This window comes from Streptomyces sp. NPDC031274, from assembly GCF_055570235.1.
This window is the reverse complement of record NZ_JBVIHP010000008.1, coordinates 16682-41329: the sequence shown is the minus strand read 5'-3', so window position 1 is coordinate 41329 and position 24648 is coordinate 16682. Positions and strand designations below refer to the sequence as shown.

The following is a 24648-nucleotide window of genomic DNA, read 5'->3' as shown; positions in this document are numbered from 1 at the left end:
GGTCGCCCCGTCCTGCTCACGTGACCCTCAGGACGGAGCCGCTCCGTCCTGCCGACGCGGCCCACAGGACGGACCCCGATGAGTATCCAGGTCTCGCCCGAGGTCAACGCGATGATCTTCATCCTCACCGGGGAAAGGCTCATCGACGCGGACGAGGACCTCGCCTATGACAGCCGGATGCCCTACTCCGGCCTGGGCCGGAAGCTCGACAGAATGTCGTCGCTGATCACGAAGTCGGTTCACGACATCGCCGAGTCGATGCCGGACGACCTGTCCAAGTCGTACGCGCAGGCGATGGGCACGCTCACCAACGACGGCGGCAAGAACTACCTTCTCGACTTCGCCGAGCAACTCGAGAAGATCGCGGAAGGCCGGCGCAAGACCTCCATGGACATCATGGAGTCCAAGTGGCAGGTCATCGCCGAGATCATCCGGCTGCTCATCGAGATCGCCATCTACCTGGCGATGTCCTTCTTCACCGGTGGCGCGTCGGCCAGTCAGATCCTGCTGGCCAAGATGCGCAGCCGGTTCATGATTCTCACCACGCTCAGCCATCTGCTCCAGCGGCTGCACATCGCGCCCTCGCTGACCGAGGCGTTCGCCGAGGCGTTCACCACCTTCGCGGTGCGGCTCGCGATGATGAACTTCGCCCCGAACGACCGCCGCCCCGACGGGTTCGACTGGGACGACATCCTCAAGTCAGCGGCGTTCGGCGCCGCCGCCGGTGGCCTCACCAGCATCTTCAACGGCTTCGCGAAGAACATCGTCAACAGCTACGACAACAACTTCTTCAAGAACGGCCCGGGCAACGACTTCAAGAACAACAACCCCAACGGTCCGGACACCTCGGGTCTCGGCCCCGGCGGCAGTGGCCCGAGTCCCAAGCCGAAGCCTGAGCCCGCGCCGACCCCCAAACCGAAGCCCGAGCCGACGCCGACCCCGACTCCGACTCCTACGCCGACCCCCACGCCGACTCCGACTCCTACGCCCACCCCCACGCCGACTCCCACGCCGACCAACCGCCCGGACCCCACCCCGTTCGGGAGCGGCCCCAACCTCACGAACAACCCGCTCTCCTTCTTGAACAACCCGAACCTGTGGCGTAACAACCACCTGCTGAACAACTACTCCCACATGCCGGGTGCGCTGGCCGGGCACTACGGGATCAAGGGGGCGGCCGACTTCGTCGCCGCCGGTGCCGGTGAGGCGCTGGCGGAGATCCTGATCAAGGGCGCCTTCGACGGCGACTGGTCCACCAGCTGGTCCACCTTCGTCGGCGCGGGCATCAGCAGCCAGGTCGAGTCCACGCTGACCGGCGGAGCGATGAACAGCGGCGCCGAACTGCGCAACGTCATCGACAACATGCGTAATCATCCGCCCACCGTCTCCGGTGGCACTCCCGACTCCGATACGGGGGACTCGGCGGGCTCCGAGGGCTCTCGCAACGCTGGTGGCTCCGACCGCACCGACGGTCCCTCGCGGCCGGGTACCTCGGGCGGCGACGGTTCCGCGCTCACCTCGCCTCCGCCTGCCACCCAGCAGAACACCGGCCTCGGGGACGTCACCGGAAACCAGTCGCCCCCGCCCTACGTCGCCGAGAACCCGCCGCCGTACTCCACTGTGGACCCACCGGCCTACTCGCCGGGCCCGCTGTCCGTGACCGCCGCCGAGAACGACCTGTGGCAGCAGGTCCATCACGGCTCCGCCGAGGTCCGCCAGCAGGCCCTGCACGACCTCGCCGACCTGCGCGGCTCCCAGGCTCCCGGCAGCACCGAGATCGGCGTCCGCGACGGCCTGCACGGCAACCTGTCGCAGGTGCCCGAGGTTCGGGTGGTCCCGGCGGGAAACAGCCCGGCAGGGCAGATCGACGCCGACGGGGTCCGCCGTGCCCTCGACGGCTTCGGCACCCCGGTCACGGTGGATACGCCGCTCGCCACCCCCGCGGATGGCTCCGGCAACGGCGCTGCGGTCCACTTCGGTACGGGTGGTGCGGGGGGTGGCGTCGACACGGTGGTGGGCCAGGGACCCGACACTGGGGTGGACCACACCGCCGGTCCGGATGATGTCGCGCCGGTGGCGTCTCCGGAGGGCTCGGGTGTGGACGCCCCGGGGAGCGGCGTTCAGAACACTCCGGACACTCTGGATACTCCGGACGAGGTGGCCGGGCAGGGCGACCGTACGAATGAGGCGCCGGGGCAGAACACGGGCGGGCCCGCCAGCTCCCAGGGCCCCGCCGCCTCCCAGGGCCCTGGCAGCTCGGCAGCACCTGATCCCGGCGCGTCGGTTGCGCCTGATCCTGACGTCTCAGCTGCACCTGATCCTGGCGAGTCGGTTGCGTCTGGTCCTGACATCGCGGCTGCACCTGATCCTGACATCTTTGCTGTGCCTGGCCCTGACACCTCGGCCACGGCTGGCCCTGACACCTCGCTCGCGTCCGGTCCGACCAACTCCGTTACCCCGGACTCGGGTAGCTCCGATGGGGCAGCCCCCTCGCCTTCGGCTGCGCCTGGTCCTGTGGCCTCGCCGGTGTCCGGCCCCGGCGCCTCCGCTGCGTCCGGCCCGGGCAACTCCACTGTTCCGGGCCCGGGCAGCTCCGCCACGGCAGGCCCCGCCAATTCCGCCACACCTGGTACGGGTACCGGCGCCAGGCCGGGTGGGGCTCCGGCCGCCAATGGCTCCCCGGATCCCTCCACCGAGCCCCAGAGCACGCCCGAAAGCGCTCCGTCGACCTCGCAGCCGCTGGATACCACCTCGCCGACGGAGAGCACCTCGTCTCCGGAGAACATCGGCCCGGAGGCCGGGAGCACCGGTGTGCCGGACTCCGTCGACAGCGCCCTCCTCCCGGACGCCGCCGACATCACCAGCACTCCGCCGAAGGTGAGCACCACCGGCTCGTACGCCGACACGGACGGCGTACGCGATGTCAGCGGCCTGAGTGACGTGAAGGCCGGGCCCACCCCGCTCGCCGGGAGCCCGTCGGCCACTCGCTCACCGGCGTTGACGATCGTGGTCTCGGAGGTTCCGCCACCGGGGGAGGGCGCGCCGGAGGCGGCCGAACTGCTTGACGGGGCCGGGGTCGACCGGGCCGTCGTGCTCGGGCCGCCGGTCGCGCAGGTGGGGCCGGGGGCCCCGGTACGCGCCGCTGTCGAGCTGACCCGCGACGGTCCGGGTGCCCCGGTCCGGGTCCGCCCGCTCACCGGCCCGCCGACCGCCGTGACGCCGGACGGCACTCCGGCTGCTCAGGACGCCGCGTTCCCCGGCGCAGACGTGCTGCTGCCGCTCGCCGACGCCCTCGGCACGACCACATCCGGGACATCGGGCCCGGTCACGCGCCCGAAGGTGGTCTCGGGGCCGACGAGTTACCTGGAGAGCAACGGAGTCGGCCCCGACTCCGCGGACACCAGCCCGCCCGCCGCGACCAAGCTCGCCGCCCTGTCACGCCCCTGGACCGAGACGGCCACCGATCTGCACCTGGAGTCGGGCGGCGGCAACGGCCACGGAACTGGCGGGCGCGGCCCCGGTAACGGTGGCACCCCGCCCCCGCCCCCGCCCCCGACTTCGACCGTCGCGCCGGACAACTCCCCGGCGACACCTCCCGTAGGGCTCCCGCCCACCGGGCAGATCGTCGTACGTCCCGTCGTCAGCGGCGATACCACGGACAACGGAAACAGCCCTGCGCGGAAGCCCGCGCGCGAGTCCGCCGTCACCACCCTGGACGGCCACACGGTGCCCGTCGCCCAACTGAGGCGCTTGGTGCCGGACGCGACCGTCAAACCCCAACCGGGGCGTGCCGTACAGACGTTGACCATCTCGCAGAGCCAGGCAGAGGACGGTACGGCGCACAGCGCGGGCCGTCGCGCGCTCCTTGGCCAGGACACCTTCCGCGGCGTGCGCACCACGTCCGCCCCACCGGCTCCGGAGACCGCCGCGGACCCGCCCGCTCCCCGTACGGTGTTCACCGGTCCGCCGACCGCGCTCCCCGGCTCGGGCACCGGGCGGGGCGCCGACTACTTCGCCGGGCACGGCACTTCCCGTACCGTCACGCTCGGTACCGACGACGCGCGACACCCCACCGTGAAGGTCAGCGGTGTGCAGCTCGGCGAGGTGCTCAAGTCCTGGGCGCAGGACAGCGACAACGACCGGCCGCTGGTGCTTTTCTCCTGCGAGACCGGACGGCAGCCCGCGGTCGCCGGGCTGCCGGTGGCACAGCACGTGGCGAACCGCACCGGGCGGCCGGTGTACGCGCCTACCACCGAAGTGGGTACGGCCCTGGACCGGGACGGCGACGTCCGCGCGGTGCTCACCGAAGGCGCGGACGGCCCGGGACGCTGGCGCCTCTTCACCCCGGAGCCCAGTGGCGCCGACCTGGAGGGGCTCGCGCGCGACGCCGGTCTGCACGCGGGCCCTGAACCGGCCGACGCCTTTGCCCTGGCCCGTACCCTCCAGCAGATCCGCACCCTGCGCGATGCCCTCGGTCCGGACACCGAACAGCGGCCGGAGAGCCGGGAGTTGCTCGCCGGTCTTGCCTACGTGGACGGCCTGCGCTGGCTCAGCCCCGACACCGCGGCCCGCTACGGCGACGGCCGGATGACCCCGGACCTGCTGCGCCGGATGGTCGTCGACCGGGGCGGTGCGACGAGCGCCACCACCAGCGACAGCGATCCCGCCGCCTCTCCCACTGTCGAGCAGTACACCGAGTTCCTGCACGCCGCGGCCGAGTTGCGCGCGACCGCGGGGCCCGACACCACCCTCGACGCCCTGCTGCCCCCGCCGCCTCCCGTGCTCCCGCCGACCACCCTGGTCTCGCCGGAGGACGTCCGCGGTCTCGCCTACGCGCCCTCCGCGCAGATCACCTGGTCGCTCTCGAGCACCCCGCTGCCGCTGTCGGAGCTGAAACTCAGCTCCGATGACACCGCCGAACTCGCCCGTCGCAGGCCCGATTTGACGCCCCCGCCGAGCCGCCCGGAGAGCCTCGCGGAGGACATGGCCCTCCTCAGCAAGGCCACGCCCGGCACCGCGGACACCGTGCACGCGGATGGTTTGGCCTTGCGGCGCCTCGACACCCCGGGTAACGGGAACTGCCTCTTCCGGGCGTTGCTCGACAGTGCGCGCAGCCGGGAAACACCGCCGGCGTGGGCCGCGAAGAACGTCGCAGGCCTGCGCCGCCTGCTGAGCGACCGGATCACCGGGACCGAGCTCGGCGACGGCATGGCCCAGGCGATCCCCGACCCGGTGTTCGCCGTGGTGGACGATCTGCGGGTGCGTGCCGTCACCGGGGTGCAGGACTCGGCCGAGCGGACCCGGCTCACCGACCTCTGGAACGGCATCGCGCAGGCTGTTGTCACCGACGGCGACACCAGCCAGTGGCAGCAGATCCTCCGGAAGAGCGACTACCCGCACCTCGTCGACGTGGCGCCTACTCCCGCCGACGCCTGGCGGCTGGGGGCCAAGGGGCTCGTCGCCTCGGCGGCCGAACTTCCCGCGCTGTGGTCCTCTCCCTTCGCCGACCTGCTTCCGGAGGCCCTCGCACACACCCTCGACCTCGATCTGCGGCTCGTCCAGCCCGACCAGCAGTCGCCGGGAAGCACCTTCGTTAACACCCTCAACCCGGGCGGCCAGGGCGGCACCCTGCACCTGGCCTACAACGGCACCGACCACTTCGACGCCCTGGTTCCGGCCTCGGCCCCGCTCACTCCCGTCCCGGACTCGACCACCACGCCCCCGGATCCGGCGGTCACGACCGCTCCGGATCCGGCGGTCACCACGTCCTCGGATCCGGCGGTCACGACCGCTCCGGATCCGGCGGTCACCACGTCCTCGGACCCGGCCGTCGCCGTCACTCCGGACCCGGCCGTCACTATGCCCCCGGACCCGGCTGCCCCGGCCACTGAGGACACGAAGGGATCCGCCCCCGACAGCGAAGTTCCCGACCGGGGCGACCCCGTACCGCTGGAGACCCAGCTCGAACGGCATCGCCCCGCACGGCTGTTGACCGGCGAGGACGCCCGGCCGCCGGGCCCGGTCCCGGACACCGTCACCTTTGATGACGGCAGCCGACTGCCCACGGTCCTGATCAGCCCGGACGCCGACCCGGACTACGGCACCCCGGACGCCCGCAACGACGGGACCGCGCAGAGTGGCCCGACCGGACTCTTCACCGGCCTCGGCACGACCAGCCTGCGCTCGCCCGAGCAGGTGGCCGAGGAGATCCTGAGCAAACTTCCCGAGAAGCTGCGCTCACAGTTCGACGAGGCGGACCTGCTGCGGCTGCTCACCGATCAGCCCGCCGCCTTCACCGCCCCGCGCGGCGCGCGCTTCGTGGGCCGGGAGAAGTCCGGGGTCGGCCATGAGATGACGGTCGAGGCCATTCCGTACCACCGCTGGGCGCGCTTCTCCGACGTGGACGGCGGCACCGTACGCCTCGACACCATGCGGCGAGGCCAGGCAGGTACGGGCGGTGGACGCAGCGTCGGCGTCGGGCGACGGATCGCCGGCGGGCTGAGCATGGGCCCGCCGCTCAACTGGCTGGTGAAGATCGGTTTTTCGCTGGGCTGGACCCGCAAGACCGACTACGCGCAGGGGACCCAGGCGTACAACCAGACCGAGTGGCGCGCCCATGAGGGCTCGCACCTGCACCTGGACGATGTCCACTACCGGGTGCGGGTGGACCGCGTCACCGAGGCACCGGCCATCACCATCACGGGTCCTCCGGCCACCACGGGCCCGGCCACCACCGGACCGGACAACAGCTCCAGCCGGAGCAGCAGCTCGGACGACCCGGCCAACGCGCCCTTGCCGACGCCCAATTGGCAGCGCACCCAGGTACACACCGCGGAGTTCGCGATGCGCGACGGCCTGAGCTGGCGGCTGCCGGACGACCTGACCGTGCCCTTCGCGGGTCCCCAGCGGGCGCCGAAGACGCTCACCTTCCCGGATGGCGTCGAGCCGCGGATGACCGACACCACCGGACTGCACCTGACGGATTCGCCGGAGGATATGGCGCTCGCCATCTCCGGAGCGCGGCCCGGGAGTTCGGCGCACCGCACCTTGGTCTCGTACGTCCGGCCGGGTCGGCTGCTCGCCCTGTTCGGCCGGTTCTCGGGGCCGGTCACCGGACCCGAGCTGACCCAGGGCAGCGGACAGCATCCGCTGGGGCACCTGATCGTGGAGCGGTCGGTGCCGCATCGGGCCACCCTGGTCACCGAGTCGGTCAAGGCGGAGCTGCGCGACCTCACCCAGACCACGTACCAGAACGAGCGCGGCCATGCTCGTGACACCCGCATGGGTCTCCAGGTCACCGCCGGGCCTAGCTACACCCTCACCGGGCCTGACACCGACGTACGCCTCCAGGGCGGTCCGCTGGTCCGCGCCGACCTCACCACCGGGCGCGGCCACTACTCCGGCACAGACGCGGCCCGCAAGACCACCGGCCGTGTCCGCAACCACCCGGTCGCGCTCTATCGGGTGGAGCGCACCCTGATGGTGCGCAAGCCCGGCGATCTGCCGTCGGCGGCCCGCCCGGTCCGCGTGGTCAGCCTGGACTGGATCTCCACCCAGGACGCCCGCCGCCTCGCGGGCTGGGACAGCCGCACGCCCGGCCAGGCCGGCCCCAACCCGGACGCCGAACCGCCGGTGCCGTGGTACCTCAGCCGAGAGGACCCGGTCCACCTGAGCGGCCAGGTCCGCGCCGAGGGCTTCCGTCCCGTAGGCCCGCAGACCCAGGTGCAGCCGCCTCCGGAGCAGACCCAGCCCCAGACCCGACCCCAGCCCCAGACGCAGGTACAGCCGCAGACCGAGTCACAGACGCAGACCCAGTCCGAGACCGAGACGCAGACCCAGTCCGACACGCAGTCCCAACAACCCGCACCCCCGGACCCCATGCGGGCCTTCGCCGACAGCGTCCTGGACACCCTGCACCGCTCCTACCCGTCGCTGTTCGTCCCGCCGCTCGTACTGCGGCACCCGCGCCTCGCCAAGTTCTGGTACGGCGACGGGCGGATGCGGACCGCGCTGCACAATGACCGCCAGGTGCGTGAGGCGCTGAACCGGCCCAGCCTGGCGCAGAGCCTGGACGACCTGACCACCACCGGAGTGCCGGTCACCCTCACCGAGGACGGGAAGGTGAAGCGCGGTCATCACACACTCATCCTCAGGGCGCGCCTCACCGATCGGCAGTTCGAGACCACCATGAGTGAACGCTCGCTGCGCAACGGAGTGATCGGCTACGAGATCTCGGGCCAGGGACAGCAGGCGTCGACGACTCTCTCCGGCGGTGTCGAGCTGGGCATCTCGCCGCGCGACCACGACAAGGTGCCCGGGGCCGGGCTGCCGCGGCAGGCCGGCAGCGCGTCCCTCGGCGCCCGCTACGCCAGGACCGAACAGAAGGCCACCCGCAGCACGCTCGCGGTCACCCACGACAACCTGATGTTCCAGAACGGCAGCGACCTCTACAGCTACCAGGTGGAGTTGGGCGCCACCTTCGAAGGACACCGCCGTCCGCGCGGCTGGGCCCGGCTCGCCACGGTCGGCGTGCTCGGCGCGGGCGTCTTCGTCAGCAAGGCCGAGGAGCGGCCGCTGTTCACCCAGGGCACAGAGACGGTGGGCCGGGTGGAGCTCGCCGTGCCGGCCGCGCACGGCTCCGACCGCCACGCCCCCGTCGAACCGCAGCCCGGCACGCCCGCACCCGCCCCGCAGCGGCTCTCCTCCGTCGAGGCGGACCAACTCCTCGACGGCACACGCCCGCAGCCCCTCGCGGACTCGCCGGACCGGCAGCTCATCCGGAAACTGCTGAGCGCCCCGAACGTGGTGCTCAGCACCGAGGGCGGACCGCAGCGCCAGCAACTCATGCAGGACACCGCCGACCGGGCATCGGGCACCTCCTGGCACGTCAGCGCGCCCGGGGCCCCGGTGCGCACCGCGCTGCGCCGGGCGATGGCGAACCTCGGCGTGGCCTCGCAACTCGGCCAGTACCTGGGCCCGTTCGGCTCCCGCGTCACCGGTCTGACCGGCGCCGGACCGCTCCAGACCCACTACATGAAGGCCGCGATCCGCGGCGACCTGGACAACGTACGCGTCAAGAGCGACCCGAAACCGGCCAGCCTCGAGGCCACCATCGGCAACGAGCACCGCGTCAACGGCACCGCGAGCACCGTCTCCCACACCACCCTGGGCCTCCAGGGCGCCGACATGCCGCTGAAGCAGGCCCAGGGCCAGGAGGCGGTGGTCGGCTCCTACTCGACCGCCCTCCAGTACGCCTGGGGCAAGGGCCGCAGCGTCGCGCAGACCCTCACCCGTGGACGCAACACCACCCTCAGCTACTCCGGGCGGATGTACCTGGTGGTCGCCGACGCCGCCGAGACCGTCGCGGTGCGGGACCGCTGGACGGCCGCGATGGGCGCGGTGGGCACCCGCGCCGGAGCCGGGATCAGCTCCGCGGCCGGGCGGGTCTCCGAACGCCTCGCGCACGGGCTCGCCCCGCGCCGGGCCGCCGCCGCGGTGCAACGTATCCGCGACGCGGTGATGTTCCACCTGCCGATGCAGGACGTCATCGAGTCCGGACTCGCCCCGGACGGCCTTGGCACCACCACCCCGCACAACCTCGGCGGCGGCTACCGGCTGCCCCCCTTCCTGCGCGGCCGCCGCTTCCCTACGCACCCCAGCGGCCAGCTCGACGCGAGCCACGCGGCGCATCAGCTGATGGGGAGGCTGGAGAAGATTGGAGTGCCCTCGCACGACCGCGAGCAGGTACTCCAGCGGCTGTCCCCGGACTTCCTCCGCGCCAACCTGCACGAGCTGACGACCGGCGGGATGACCCTGCCGGTCCGCTACCGCGACTGGGCGAGCCCGCTCCGGCTGCCGGTCGGCGGGAGCCGCGGACAGATCAAGTTCGCACTGACCCCGGTCACTACCACCGTGGACAGGCTGCGCACCGGATACGAGCTGGAGGACTACCGCACCATCGCCCGCGACGACGCGACCGGCGCCTCCCAGGACCGCGGTGCCGACGTGACCCTCAGCGCCGGTGAGCGCGCGGCGGGCAGCGGCATCCTCGTCGCCAACCCCTCCCTCCAGGGCACCGCGGCCAAGCAGCGGTCGAGCACCCGGACCGATACCGCGGGCAGTATCGCGATGCCGAACATCGCCACCACCCAGGCACACGCCGAGATCGTCACGAGCTACACCCTGACCGTCACCATGACGGACGCGACCGGCGACCGGCTCGCTCCCCGCGCCGTCGCCGCGGTCGGCAGCCTCAACGAGATCCTCCCGGCGAGCCTGCTCACCCCGGACGGCGACGGAGCCGACGGCGCCCTCACCGAGCAGGACGTGCCCGAGCCGGAGCGCGCGGTGCGGATGCTGACGGCAGCTCAGGCCCGCCCGGACGGCATCGCCGCCTGGCGCACCTCGGCCGCCGGAAACACCACCGGCGACACTGACTCCGACGTCCTGCCCTTCGACGACAAGATCGGTTCGGGCATCCTCGCCGTGGACATCCTCGGCGCGGCCAACGTCCAGGACGCCCTGACCCTCGCCACCGCGCGTGCGGACGGACTCGGTGACGGCGACCTCGGCCGACGGCACACCGGCAACAGCCTCGCCGCACACGTACGCATGGCGGGCTTCACCACGCTGACCGGATCCGGCACCGCCGCCGCCCAGGCCCAGCAGGAGGCCACCGCGCAGGGCGGCCTGACCGCCGGCTTCCGCGAGGCGCTCAGCGCGAACGGCTCGCCGCTGCCCGCCCAGTCGTCCGCCCGCCTCTTCGGCCAGTCCCACACCGCCGACTCCCGGATCTACGCGAAGATGCACCGCGGCGGCGCCCGGCTGCTCGCCGTGGAGAACAAGCCGCGCATGGAGGCCATGCAACGCCGGAAGACCTCCGACGCGTTGGAGGCAGGCATCTCCGACAACGTCGAGGGCGCGGTCGGCACCGCGCCGCTGGCGGGCAACAGCAACGCGGGCGTCACCAACCCGGGTGTCACGGTCCCGGTCGGCGGGGCGAACGACGGCACCGTGCTCAAGGGCACCGCTGACACCACCCTCGGTACGCACATCAAGGTCGTCACCGATCGCAGCATGCTCTTCGCGGTGCCGGTGAGCTGGCTCTCGGTGGCCGAAGTGGATCACCGGTTCACCGACAGCCGCCCGCTGCACGCGCTCGGCAAGGCCAAGCGCGGGCCGCGCGCCGCCGAGGCCGAGACCACCGCACTGGTCTGGCTGCGCGAGGACATCGCCCGCGACCACGGCCTCCTCGACGACACCACCTTCACCGAAGACGTTCGTACGGCCTGGGACGACCAGGCCAAGGCGGCGGCCGACCTCGCCGCGGCCGAGACGGGCTACTACGACGCCCGCGCGCGGGCCCGGGAGACATGGCTCGGCCTGAGCGCGCAGGAGCAGGCTGCGCTCGGCGACGACAACTCCGGCCCGCCGACCGACCTGCCGCCGGACGTGGTCCGGTCCCCGGCCGTCGTCGCCTGGCAGGCCGCCCGCCAGGAGGTCCACCGCTGGGAACAGCACGCCGACGCCGCCGCCCGGGACCACCACCGGCTGCACCTCGCCGCCTCCCGCCTCACCGCCCACCACCAGGGACCCACCTCGGCCCCGGCGCCGGACGCGCCGCAGAAGTACGTCGAGCCGGAATGGCGCTCCGAGGCGCCCAAGCCGTACGTCGTCACCGATGCGACCGACTCGGCCCCGCGCACCATCACATCGCCGGACGGAACCACGGTGCGCGAGGTGCACGATGTGCCGCACGACGGCGCGTCGTTCTTCCACTCGCTGCTCGCCGCCGCCGAGGTCCGGGACCTCCTGCCCAATCTGCTCGGAGACGACCTCGCCGTCCGGTTCGCGAACGCGCCCGGCGACCAGTCGCTCACCGCGGATGCCATCGACGCCGCCCGCCACCGCCTCGCCTTCGCGCTGGGCCAGGACGGCAACGAGGACCTGCTCGACGCCCTCGCCCTGGACGTCGCGGACACCTTCACGCCGGAGGAACTCGAGGATGCGGGAGTGACGTTCACCCCGCCCCAGCAGGCCGAGTACGACGCCTTCGGCCGACTCCCGCAGAACTTCTGGCCGACTCCCGCGCAGCGAGTGAAGCTCGCCACCGCCGCCTTGTCCCGCCCGTTCGCGAGCGAGCCATCGCAGAACGACCCGAAGCAACCGAACGACCCGAATCAGCCGAGCGACACGACGCGCCCGGAGGGCGAACAGGCCCTGCCCGAGCGCCGCCCGGGTGACAACGGGGGCGCCGATCTGCTGCCCGCCCTCGCCGCCCGCCTCCTGAACACACCGCTCACCGTGGTCACGGGGGAGGGCCGCGAGCAGCTCTTCCTGCCGCGCGGCGCCGACCCGGCAGCCGTCAACGCGGCCCGCGACCCGGTCCTCTTCGTCACCGATGGCTTCTTCTCCGCCGCGCTCCCGGTCGGCACCCCGACCCTGGTCGTCACCGCACCGCCGACCGAGACCGGATCCGTTACGGACAAGGGGACTTCGGGCACCGACACGGGGACGTCGAGCACCGACACCACGCGCTCCGCACCGGAGCAGCAGCCCGCGAAACCGCCCGCACACCGCAGCCACGCCACCCTGCCCTGGCAGCCGCCCGCCGACAGCAGCGGTCCGCGCTACCGCCTCGACCGCGATGGCGTCCTCACCGCGCCCGACGGCGCCACTTACACCCAGGGCACCCCCACCGGCCGTGGCAACGGCTTCTTCGGCGCGCTCTCCACCGCCCTGCGCCAGGCCGCGGAGCAGCCCGGACCGGACCGCGACGAGGCGAAACTGCTGCGAGACCGCGCCGGAGCGCCGCCCACCCGACTGATGCGGTTGAACGGCCTACCGGGCGACGACCGGGCAGAGCGCGACGCGCTCTTCACGCCCCCGCCCCTCCGGTTCAGCGGCCCGAACGCGCCCGCGCCGAGCCAGGCCGAGCTCGATGGCCACCTGCGCCGCTACCTCGCCGAGGCCCCGTGGGGTGCTGATGCGGACCGCGCCATGTCCAAGTGGGCCGCCGCGGCGACCGGCACCACCGTCACCCTGGTCGACGAAAACGGCACCGCGCACACCTACTCCGGCCCGTCCTCCGACAGCCCCCACCTGCGACTCCGTCGCCGGGGCGGCGACTTCGTACCCCTGAGCCCGCACGCCCCGGCACCCGCACCGAAGGCGCCGCAGGACCCGGCCGCCATTCCGCGGCCCCCGTCACCGACGGGCAGCGACCTCCCGGGCCCCCCGGAGGAGGAGGCGCACGAGCTGAGCACGCTGTCCGGCAACGACGCGGGCGCGGACACCCACCTGGACTCGGACACGGTGCCCGCCGCTCCGGGGCCGGCGATGGGTTCCTTCAAGTTGGGGAACTATGAGTTCACCAATCTGAATCAGACGGAGAAGTACGTCGACAAGGCGGTGCGGATCGTCGAGTTGCTGGACGAGCACAGCACGATCAAGAGCTATGTCGGTGGTCGTCCTGTCCGGATCACGTTGCATGTGCGGACGACGGAGACTCCGGCTGATGTGATCGACCGTGGTGATGCCGGTGTCGAGATCGCTCTGGCGAGTTACTACTTCGAGAAGTACGACATCGGATACATCATGGGGATGCTGTCCCATGAGATCGGTCTGCATCCCCTTGCCGACCGCAACACGAAGATCCCCGAAGAGGAGGATCTGTACCGGGACATGCCGCTGATGGTGCCGGGGTTGGAGTCGCTGAAGACGCCGCGTTTCATGAACACTCTGGGGGCGGGGCAGGCCGATCATGTGATGGCTGCCTTCCCGCACACGATTCGGCACGGTATCTACCGGGACATTGTGGTGGAGATGGCCGGGGTGATGGCGCAGCATGCGCGGGTCGGGGTGCCGGGTGCCAAGTCCCAGGATGTCACCGACCTGATCGACACCTATTTGATGGATCTGGCCACGATCGCGGTCACCAACGACAAGCGTGTGGGTGCGGCGTGGGAGCCACGCAACACGGCGAAGGTCTACAACGCGTACAAGACGCAGTTCGCCGCGCAGCTGGCGAAGGACAGTCCCGTACGGGAGCTGCTGCCGGCCGACAAGAGTTGGTACAACGTCACGAGCAACTTCCTGGGTCTGGGCAGCAGCGCCCTGTTCAAGAACCAGGGCGACAGCATCCAGACCGCTGCTCCGGCGCAGACCAGTGGCGACACCGGCGAGGCCCGTCCCCGACTTCCGCAGGGCGGCACCGAGACCACGTCGCAGCCCCAGCCGCCCATGACAGCGCAGCCACGCGGGCCGCGTGACACTCGGCCCCGGTTCGTGGTGCGTTCCGGGTTCGATGCGCGGCGGTTCACCTACGACGGCGATCCGGTGACGGACCTGACCGTCCGTATCGCGATGCGCGGCGCGGACGGGCAGGCCGCGCAGGCTTTCGCGCAACTCGGCGCGGGCGTGGACGAGTTCCTCAACGTGCCCGGCTACCGCTTGCTCAATGGTGACCTGCTGCACGTGACCGTCGAGTACGTCGACCCCGCCGATGCCCCGCACTTGACCGTGGACTTGACCGGCCGGGACCAGGCGATGGATCAGAACACGTGGTGGGTCGACGCGGATCCGGTGCAGATGGTGCACGAACTCACTCACCAGCTCGGTCTGCGGGACGAGTATCGGGATGCGGACTCGCCGCACCGCCCCCACATCTTGGGCAGTCTCCTCGGTGACCTGAACGAGGCTCCTGAAGACGCGTCCCTCGCCTCCGCCGGCTTGCGCGATCGCCACTTGGCTCTGCTGGGTGCGCTCATCGGCGATGTGACCCCGGCGCCGCAGCGGGACGGCGACCTGATCGACCTGGACGATCTGACCGACCTGGACGATCAGAGCTGGGCGTCGATCCGAAACTCCGCCGTTCCCGAGACCCGCGAGGCCATCTGGGTCGACCCGGTCTCCCTGCCCCAGACCGACACCGACGGCACGGCAGCAGTCACTGAGGTACCGGCTCACGCTCCGCAGGACTCGGACACAGCGCCTGCTGCTCCGGAGCCGGCGATGGGTTCCTTCAAGCTGGGTAGCTATGAGTTCACCAATCTGAATCAGACGGAGAGGTATCTGGACAAGGCGGTCCGGATCATCGGGTTGCTGGACGAGCACAGCACGATCAAGAGCTATGTCGGTGGTCGTCAGGTTCGGATCACTCTGCATGTGCGGACGACGGAGACTCCGGCGGATGTGATCGATCGTGGTGATGCCGGTGTGGACATCGCTTTGGCGAGTTACTACTTCGAGAAGTACGGCGTCGGTTACATCATGGGGATGCTCGCTCATGAGATTGGTCTGCATCCTCTCGCGGCCCGCGACGCGAGGATGCCGCGGGATGCGAGGGAGTTCGGGGACACGCCCTTGATGGTGCCGGGGCTCGAGACTTTGAAGACGCCGCGTTTGATGAACACCGTGGGGGCGGGTCAGGCCGACCACATCATGGCCGCTTTCCCGCACACGATCCGGCACGGCATTTACCGGGGCATTGTGGTGGAGATGGCCGGGGTGATGGCGCGGCATGCGCGGGTTGGGGTGATGGGTGCGAAGTCCCAGGATGTCACCGATCTGATCGACACCTATTTGATGGACCTGGCGACGATCGCGGTCACCAATGACCATCGGAGGGAGGCGTTCAAGGACCCCTCGTACACGGCGAGGGCCTATAACGCGTACAAGGCACAGTTCGCCGCGCAGTTGGCGGAGGACAGTCCGGTGCGGGAGCTGTTGCCGGCGAACAAGAATTGGCGCAACGTCACGGGCAATTTCCTCGGCCTGGGCGGCAGCGTCATGTTCAACAACCAGGGCGACAGCATCCGGCAACCCGTCACGCCGGACCAGCCCGGCACCACTGGCGAGGCACGCCCCCGACTTCCGCAGGCCAACACCGACGGCTCGGAGACCACCGGCGCCCCGGCCGGTACGCCGCAGAACCCGAACGCGACGCCCGCCCCACCGGAGCCCGTCCTCCGTCCCTTCAAGCTGGGTAGCTACGAGTTCACCAACCTGAATCAGACGGAGAGGTACCTGGACAAGGCGGTCCGGATCATCGAGTTGCTCGATGAGCACAGCACCATCAAGGACTACGTCGGCGACCGCCCCGTCCGGATCACCCTGCACGTGCGCACGACCGAGACCCCGGCCGACGTACGCGATCTGGGCGACGACGGCGTCCAGATCAACCTCGCCAGCTACTACTTCGAGAAGTACGACACCGGCTACATCATGGGCATGCTCGCCCACGAGATCGGCCTGCATCCGCTCGCCTCCCGGAACACGGACATTGCCGAGCAGGAGGAGGCGTACCAGGGCATGCCCCTGCCGGTGCCGGGACTGACCGACCTGCAGACGCCCCGCATGATGAACACCGATTCGGCGATGCAGGCCCACCACATCATGGCGGCCTACCCCCGCACGATCCGGCACGGCATCTACCGGGACATCGTCATCGAGATGGCGAAGGTGCTCGCTCGGCGTGCGCGGGTCGGGGTGGCGGGCGCCAAGTCCCAGGACGTCACCGACCTCTTCGACACCTACCTGATGGACCTCGCCTCCATCGCGGTCACCAGCGACTACCGGATGAACGCGGTCAAGGAACCCAACTACACGGCGAGGGTCTACAACGCCTACAAGGAGATGCTCCACGCCCAGTTGGCGGAGAACACTGCTCTTCGGGACCTCCTGCCGTCGAACAAGAGCCTGTTCGGCGTCGCTCGGTCCTTCACCCAACTCGCCACCAGCATCGCTACCTACAATTCCGGCGACAGCATCCAGCAGACCGTCACTGTCACTCCGGACCCGACCGGAGACACCGCCGGTGAGGCACGCCCCAGACTGCCCGAGGCCGGCACGGACCCTGTGCCGCAGACAGGGTCCACCGTCACCTCGCCGGTGCGCGGCGGCCCGCGCGACAGCCGTCCCCGGTTCGTGGTGCGTTCCGGTTTCGATGCCCGGCGGTTCTCGTACCAGGGCGAGCCGGTCACCGAGCTCACGGTCCGCGTCGCGTTGCGCGGCGGGAACGACGAGGCTGCTCACGTGTTCGACCAGCTCAGTGCGGGTGTGGGCGAGTTCCTGAACGGCCCGGACTACCGTCTGCTCAACGGGGACCGACTGCATGTGACCGTCGAGCACGTGGCTCCCACCGATGCGCCGCACCTGACTGTGGATTTGGCGGGTCGGGACCGCGCGATGGATCAGACGACCTGGTGGGCCGACGCGGCCCCGGTGCAGTTGGTACACGAGCTCACCCATCAGCTGGGTCTGCGTGACGAGTACCGGGATGCCGATTCCCCGCACCGCCCCCATATCCTCGGTAGCCTCCTCGGCGACCTCAATGAGGTTCCCGAAGACTCGTCCCTCGCCCCCACCGGTCTGCGCGACCGGCACCTGGCCCTGCTCGGAGCGCTCATCGGCGAGGTGACCCCGGCACCGCAGCAGGACGGTGACCAGGCCGATCAGACGTGGGCCGCGGCCCGGAACTCCGCCGTTGCGGAAACCCGCGAGGCCATCTGGGTCGACCCGGTCTCCCTGCCCCAGACCGACACCGACGGCACGGCAGCAGTCACCGAGGTACCGGCTCACGCTCCGCAGGACTCGGACACAGCACCTGCTCCGACTCCGGCAATGGGCTCCTTCAAGTTGGGGAACTACGAGTTCACCAATCTGAATCAGACGGAGAAGTACGTCGACAAGGCGGTGCGGATCGTCGAGTTGCTGGACGAGCACAGCACGATCAAGAGCTATGTCGGTGGTCGTCCTGTCCGGATCACGTTGCATGTGCGGACGACGGAGACTCCGGCTGATGTGATCGACCGTGGTGATGCCGGTGTCGAGATCGCTCTGGCGAGTTACTACTTCGAGAAGTACGACATCGGATACATCATGGGGATGCTGTCCCATGAGATCGGTCTGCATCCTCTGGCTTCGGGTAATGCGCGGATCCTTGAGGAGGAGGATCTGTACCGGGACATGCCGCTGATGGTGCCGGGGTTGGAGTCGCTGAAGACGCCTCGTTTCATGAACACTCTGGGGGCGGGTCAGGCCGATCACGTGATGGCTGCCTTCCCGCACACGATTCGGCACGGCATTTACCGGGGCATTGTGGTGGAGATGGCCGGGGTGATGGCGCAGCACGCGCGGGTCGGGGTGGCGGGTGCGAAGTCCAAGGACGTCACCGATCTGATCGATACCTATCTGATGGACCTGGCCTCGATCGCGGTCACCAACGACCACCGGGCGAGGGCGATCACGGATCCCTCCTATACGGCACGGGCGTACAACGCTTACAAGGCCCAGCTGGCGGAGCAGCTTGCCCAGGACAGCCCGGTGCGAGCCCTGTTGCCCGCCGACAAGGGACGGTTCGGCGTGCTGGGGGACTTCGCCGCACTCGCCGCCAGCGTCGGAACCAACAACCGCGGCGACAGCATCCGGCAACCCGTCACTGACACTGCGGATCAGACCGGAGACACGACCAGCGGCACCCCCGGCGAGGCACGCCCCAGACTTCCCCAGGCCAACACCGACGGCGACGCGACGCCTGCTGTTCCGGAGCCGGAGATGGGGTCCTTCAGGCTGGGTAGCTATGAGTTCACCAATCTGAATCAGACGGAGAGGTATCTGGACAAGGCGGTCCGGATCATCGGGTTGCTGGACGAGCACAGCACGATCAAGGGTTACGTCGGTGATCGTCAGGTTCGGATCACTCTGCATGTGCGGACGACGGAGACTCCGGCGGATGTGATCGATCGTGGTGATGCCGGTGTGGACATCGCTTTGGCGAGTTACTACTTCGAGAAGTACGGCGTCGGTTACATCATGGGGATGCTCGCTCATGAGATTGGTCTGCATCCTCTCGCGGCCCGCGACGCGAGGGTGCCGCGGGATGCGAGGGAGTTCGGGGACACGCCCTTGATGGTGCCGGGGCTCGAGACTTTGAAGACGCCGCGTTTGATGAATACCGTGGGGGCGGGTCAGGCCGACCACATCTTGGCCGCTTTCCCGCACACGATCCGGCACGGCATTTACCGGGGCATTGTGGTGGAGATGGCCGGGGTGATGGCGCGGCATGCGCGGGTTGGGGTGATGGGTGCGAAGTCCCAGGATGTCACCGATCTGATCGACACCTATTTGATGGACCTGGCGACGATCGCGGTCACCAATGACCATCGTAGGGAGGCGTTCAAGGACCCCTCGTACACGGCGAGGGCCTATAACGCGTACAAGGCACAGTTCGCCGCGCAGTTGGCGGAGGGCAGTCCGGTGCGGGAGCTGTTGCCGGCGAACAAGAATTGGCGCAACGTCACGGGCAATTTCCTCGGCCTGGGCGGCAGCGTCATGTTCAACAACCAGGGCGACAGCATTCAACGGCCTGCTGCTCCGACGCAGACCAGTAGCGACATCGGCGAGGCACGCCCCCGACTGCCACAGGGCAGCATCGACACGGCGCCGACCGTCGCGACATCGGCGCGTGCTCCGCGTGACAGTCGGCCTCGGTTCGTGGTGCGTTCCGGGTTCGACGCGCGGCGGTTCTCGTATCAGGGAACGCCGGTCACCGAGCTGACGGTCCGTGTCGCGTTGCGCGGTACGGACGGCGACGCCGCCCGCGTGTTTGACCAACTCAGTTCGGGTGTGGAGGAGTTCCTGAACGCCCCGGATTATCGCCTGCTCAACGGTGACCGGTTGCGCGTGACTGTCGAACATGTCGCTCCCACCGATGCCGATGCCCCGCACCTGACCGTGGATCTGGCGGGCCGGGACCAGGCGATGGATCAGACCACTTGGTGGGCCGATGCCGCCCCGGTGCAGTTGGTGCACGAGCTCACTCACCAGCTGGGCCTGCGCGATGAGTACAGGGATGCAGATTCCCCGCATCGCGCCCACATCCTGGGCAGCCTCCTCGGTGACCTCAACAAGGCGCCGGAAAACCCGTCTCTGGCCCCTGCGGGCCTGCGTGACCGTCACCTGGCGCTGCTCGGAGCGCTCATCGGTGACGTGACTCCGGCGCCGCCGCAGAACGGCGACCCGACCGAGCTGGCCGACCAGAGCTGGGCGGACGCCCGAAATGCCGCTCCCGCGGAGACCCGCGAGGCCATCTGGGTCGACCCGGTCTCCCTGCCCCGAGCAGCTGACGGCACGGCAGCCACGGAGGTTCCGGCGCACGCTCCGCGCGACTCGGACACGGCACCGAGTTCCTTCAAGTTGGGGAGCTATGAGTTCACCAACTTGAATCAGACGGAGGTGTATCTCAACAAGGCTGTCAGGGTCGTCGAGTTGCTCGATGAGCACAGCACCATCAAGAGCTACGTCGGCGACCGCCAGGTTCGGATCACTCTGCATGTGCGGACGACGGAGACTCCGGCCGATGTGATCGACCGCGGCGATGACGGTGTCGACATCGCGCTGGCGAGCTACTACTTCGAGAAGTACGACATCGGTCACATCATGGGGATGCTGGCCCATGAGATCGGTCTGCACCCCCTCGCCTCGCGTAATACGCGGATCCTCGAGGAGGAGGAGCTGTACCAGGGGATGCCTCTTCTGGTGCCGGGGTTGGAGACGCTGAAGACGCCGCGTTTCATGAACACCGAGGGGGCGGGTCAGGCGGACCACGTCATGTCCGCTTTCCCTCACACGATCCGGCACGGCATCTACCGGGGCATCGTCCTGGAGATGGCCGACGTACTCGCTCGGCACGTACGGGTCGGCGTGGAGGGTGCCAAGTCCCAGGACGTCACCGACCTGATCGACACCTACCTGATGGACCTGGCTTCCATCGCGGTCACCAATGACCACCGGGCGAGGGCGATCATGGACCCGTCCTATACGGCAAGGGTCTACAACGCCTATAAGGCGCAGCTGGCCGAGCAGCTCGCTCCGAACAGCGCCGTGCACGCCCTGCTGCCCGCAGACAAGGGAAGGCTGGGCGTCCTCGGCGACTTCGCCGCACTGGCCACCCGCGTCGGAACCAACAACCGGGGCGACAGCATCCGGCAACCCGTCACTGTCACTCCGGACCAGAGTGGCGAGACCAGCACCGACAGCACCACCGGTGAGGCACGCCCCAGACTGCCCCAGGCCAACACCGCCGCCCCGCCGCCCGCCGCTTCGGAGCCGGTCCTCCGTCCCTTCAGGTTGGGGAACTTCGAGTTCACCAACCTCAATCAGACGGAGGCGTACCTCGATAAGGCGGTCCGGATCGTCGGGTTGCTCGACGAGCACGGGACGATCAGGAGCTATGTCGGTGATCGGCAGGTCCGGATCACCCTGCATGTACGGACGACGGAGACCCCGGCCGATGTGATCGACCGCGGCGATCGCGGTGTCGACATCAATCTCGCGAGCTACTACTTCGAGAAGTACGACATCGGTTACATCATGGGGATGTTGGCTCATGAGATCGGTCTGCATCCTCTCGCCGACCGTAATACGAAGATCGTTGAGGAGGAGGATCTGCTCCGGGGAACGCCTTATCAGGTGCCGGGGCTGAAGACGCCGCGTTTCATGAACACCGTGGGGGCGGGTCAGGCGGACCATGTCATGGCTGCTCTGCCCGAGTCGACCCGGCACGGCATCTACCGCGGCATTGTCATCGAGATGGCGGAGGTGCTCGCGCGACACGCGCGGGTCGGCGTGATGGGCGCGAAGTCCAAGGATGTCACCGACCTGGTCGACACCTATCTGATGGACCTGGCCACGATCGCGGTCACCAACGACAATCGTGTGGACGCGGCGTGGGAGCCGCGGAACACAGGGAGGGCCTACAACGCGTACAGGGCGCAGTTCGCCGCGCAGTTGGCGCAGAATAGTCCGGTGCTGGCACTGCTGCCGGCCGAGAAGAACTGGTACTACGTCACGGTCGATTTCCTGGGCCTGGGCAGCAGTGCCGCGTTCAAGAACCGGGGCGACAGCATCCAGCAGCCCGTCGCTGTCACTCCGGACCAGACCGGCGACACCACCATCGGCGACACCACCACCGGCGGCAACACCGGCGAGGCCCGTCCCCGACTGCCCCAGGCCAACACCGACGGCACGGAGAACCCCGATGCGGCGCCCGCCGCGTCGGAGCCGGTCCTCCGTCCCTTCAAGCTGGGGAGCTATGAGTTCACGAACCTGAAGCAGACGGAGAGGTACCTCGATAAGGCGGTCCGGATCATCGAGCTGCTCGACGAGCACGGCACGATCAAGGGATACGTCGGCGACCGCCAGGTCCGGATCACCCTGCATGTGCGGACGACGGAGACTCCGGCCGATGTGATCGACCGTGGCGACGACGGCGTCGACATCAATCTCGCGAGCTACTACTTCGAGAAGTACGACACCGGTTACATCATGGGGATGTTGGCTCATGAGATCGGTCTGCATCCTCTGGCTGCCCGTGATGCGCGGATTTTCGAGGAGGAGGATCTGTTCCGGGGGATGCCGTTGCAGGTGCCGGGGTTGGAGACGCTGAAGACGCCGCGTTTCATGAACACCGTGGGGGCGGGGCAGGCGGATCACATCATGGCTGCCCTCCCGCAATCCATCCGGCACGGTATCTATCGCGGCATCGTCGTGGAGATGGCGGAGGTGCTCGCGCGGCGTGCGCGGGTGGGTGTGATGGGTGCCAAGTCCAAGGACGTGACCGATCTGGTCGACACCTATCTGATGGACCTGGCGACGATCGCGGTCACCAATGATCACCGGAGGGAGGCGATCAAGGACACCGCTTACACGGCGAGGGCCTATAACGCGTACAAGGCGCAGTTCGCCGAGCAGTTGGCGCAGGACAGTCCTGTACGCGACCTGCTGCCGGGCGACAAGAGTTGGTACAACGTCACGGGCAATTTCCTCGGCCTGGGCGGCAGCGTCGCGTTCAAGAACCGGGGCGACAGCATCCAGACTGCTGATCCGGTGTCCGCCAGTAGCGACACCGGCGAGACCCGTCCCCGGCTTCCGCAAGGCAGCACCGACACCGCGTCGCAGACCCAGCCACGGAGGCCGCGTGACAGTCGGCCCCGGTTCGTGGTGCGTTCAGGGTTCGACGCGCGGCGGTTCACGTACGACGGCGATCCGGTCACCGATCTGACCGTCCGCATCGCGATGCGCGGCGCGGACGGGCAAGCCGCGCATGCTCTCGCGCAACTCGGCGCGGGTGTTGCCGAGTTCCTGAACGCGCCCGGCCACCGCCTGCCCAACGGTGACCTTCTGCACGTCACCGTCGAGCGTGTCGACCCTGCCGACGCCCCCCATTTGACCGTGGACTTGGTGGGCCGGGACCGTGCGATGGATCAGAACACGTGGTGGGCGGACGCTGATCCCGTACAGATGGTGCATGAGCTGTCTCATCAGCTTGGTCTGCGGGATGAGTACCGTGACGCCGATTCCCCGCACCGGCCCCACATTCAGGGCAGTTTGCTGGGTGACCTTTATGCGGATCCGGAGGAGTCATCGCTTGCTGCGGCTGGTCTTCGTGGCCGTCATCTGGCCTTGATGGGCGCTCTGATCGGTGATGTGCCGCCGCCGCATCAGCTGACCGTGCAGGAGAGTGAGCAGGACAGCGAGCAGAGCTGGGATGCGGCTCGCACGGGCGCTGCCCCAGTTCTGCGTGAGTCGGTCTGGGTGGACCCGGTCTCCCTGCCCATGTCGGCCGACGGCGACACGGTGGGCGCCGAGGCTCCGGCCCGCATGCCGCAGGACCCGAGCACGCAGAACCCCAGCACGCAGAACCCCAGCACGCAGAACCCCAGCACGCAGGACCCGAGCCCCGCGCCCGATGGAGCAACGGGGAACTATGAGTTCACCAACCTGAAGCACTCGAACGAGACGTACCGCGACAAGGCCGCCCGCATCATCGATCTGTTGCGGAGGCACGAGACGATCCGGAACTATGTCGGTGACCGTCAGGTCCGGATCACTCTGCACGTGCGTACTACGGAGACTCCGGCCGATGTGCAGGACCATGGCGACGCAGGCGTCGACATCAACCTGGCGAGCTACTACTTCGAGAGGTACGACGTCGGTTACATCATGGGCATGCTGGCCCATGAGATCGGCCTGCATCCCCTCGCTGCACGGGACACGAGCATTCCTGACGAGGAATCGATGTTCGAAGCGGTCCCGCTGGCTGTTCCGGGCCTGGATGACCTGAAGGCGCCGCGCACCATGAACACCGAGGGCGCGGGTCAGGCCGACCACATCATGGCCGCCTTCCCGAGCAGTACCAGGCACCGTATCTACCGCGACATCGTCCTGGACATGGCCCGTGTCTTTGCGGAGGACGCACAGACGGAGGCGAAGGGGGCCAAGGCCAAGGACGTCACGGACCTCATCGACTGCTACCTCATGGACCTCGCCTCCATCGCCCTCACCAACGACCACAGGACCAACGCGGCGAAGGAGCCCACCTACACGGCGAGGGTCTACAACGCGTACAAGGAGATGTTCAGCGCCCAGCTGACGCAGGACCCGTCTCTCCAGGCCCTCCTGCCGTCGGGCAAGAGCATGTTCGGTGTGATCAACGATTTCCGGCGGATCGGCACCTACGTCATGATCGGCAACAACGGCGACAGCATTCAGAGCCCGACCTCTTGACCGCTGTGCCCCCAGCTACTAGGTTGCGGTGGCCAACGACTGTAACTGCCGAAGGAGGCGACCAGCGGATGAACACCAGCT

The 24648-nt window shown here is 69.1% G+C and carries 1 protein-coding gene; it reads left to right on the top strand.

The features are described 5' to 3' along the window. The first annotated feature begins 78 nt into the window (after positions 1–78). Positions 79–24567 (top strand): WXG100-like domain-containing protein, encoded by a 24489-nt coding sequence (locus tag ACZ5CR_RS15050; RefSeq protein WP_468857494.1) that lies wholly within the window; start codon positions 79–81, stop codon positions 24565–24567. Positions 24568–24648 lie beyond the last annotated feature (81 nt).

What these genes read in the sequence shown, in the direction of transcription:
- ACZ5CR_RS15050 (WP_468857494.1), top strand. Translation starts at nt 79, where the DNA reads ATGAGTATCCAGGTCTCGCCCGAGGTCAACGCGATGATCTTCATCCTC.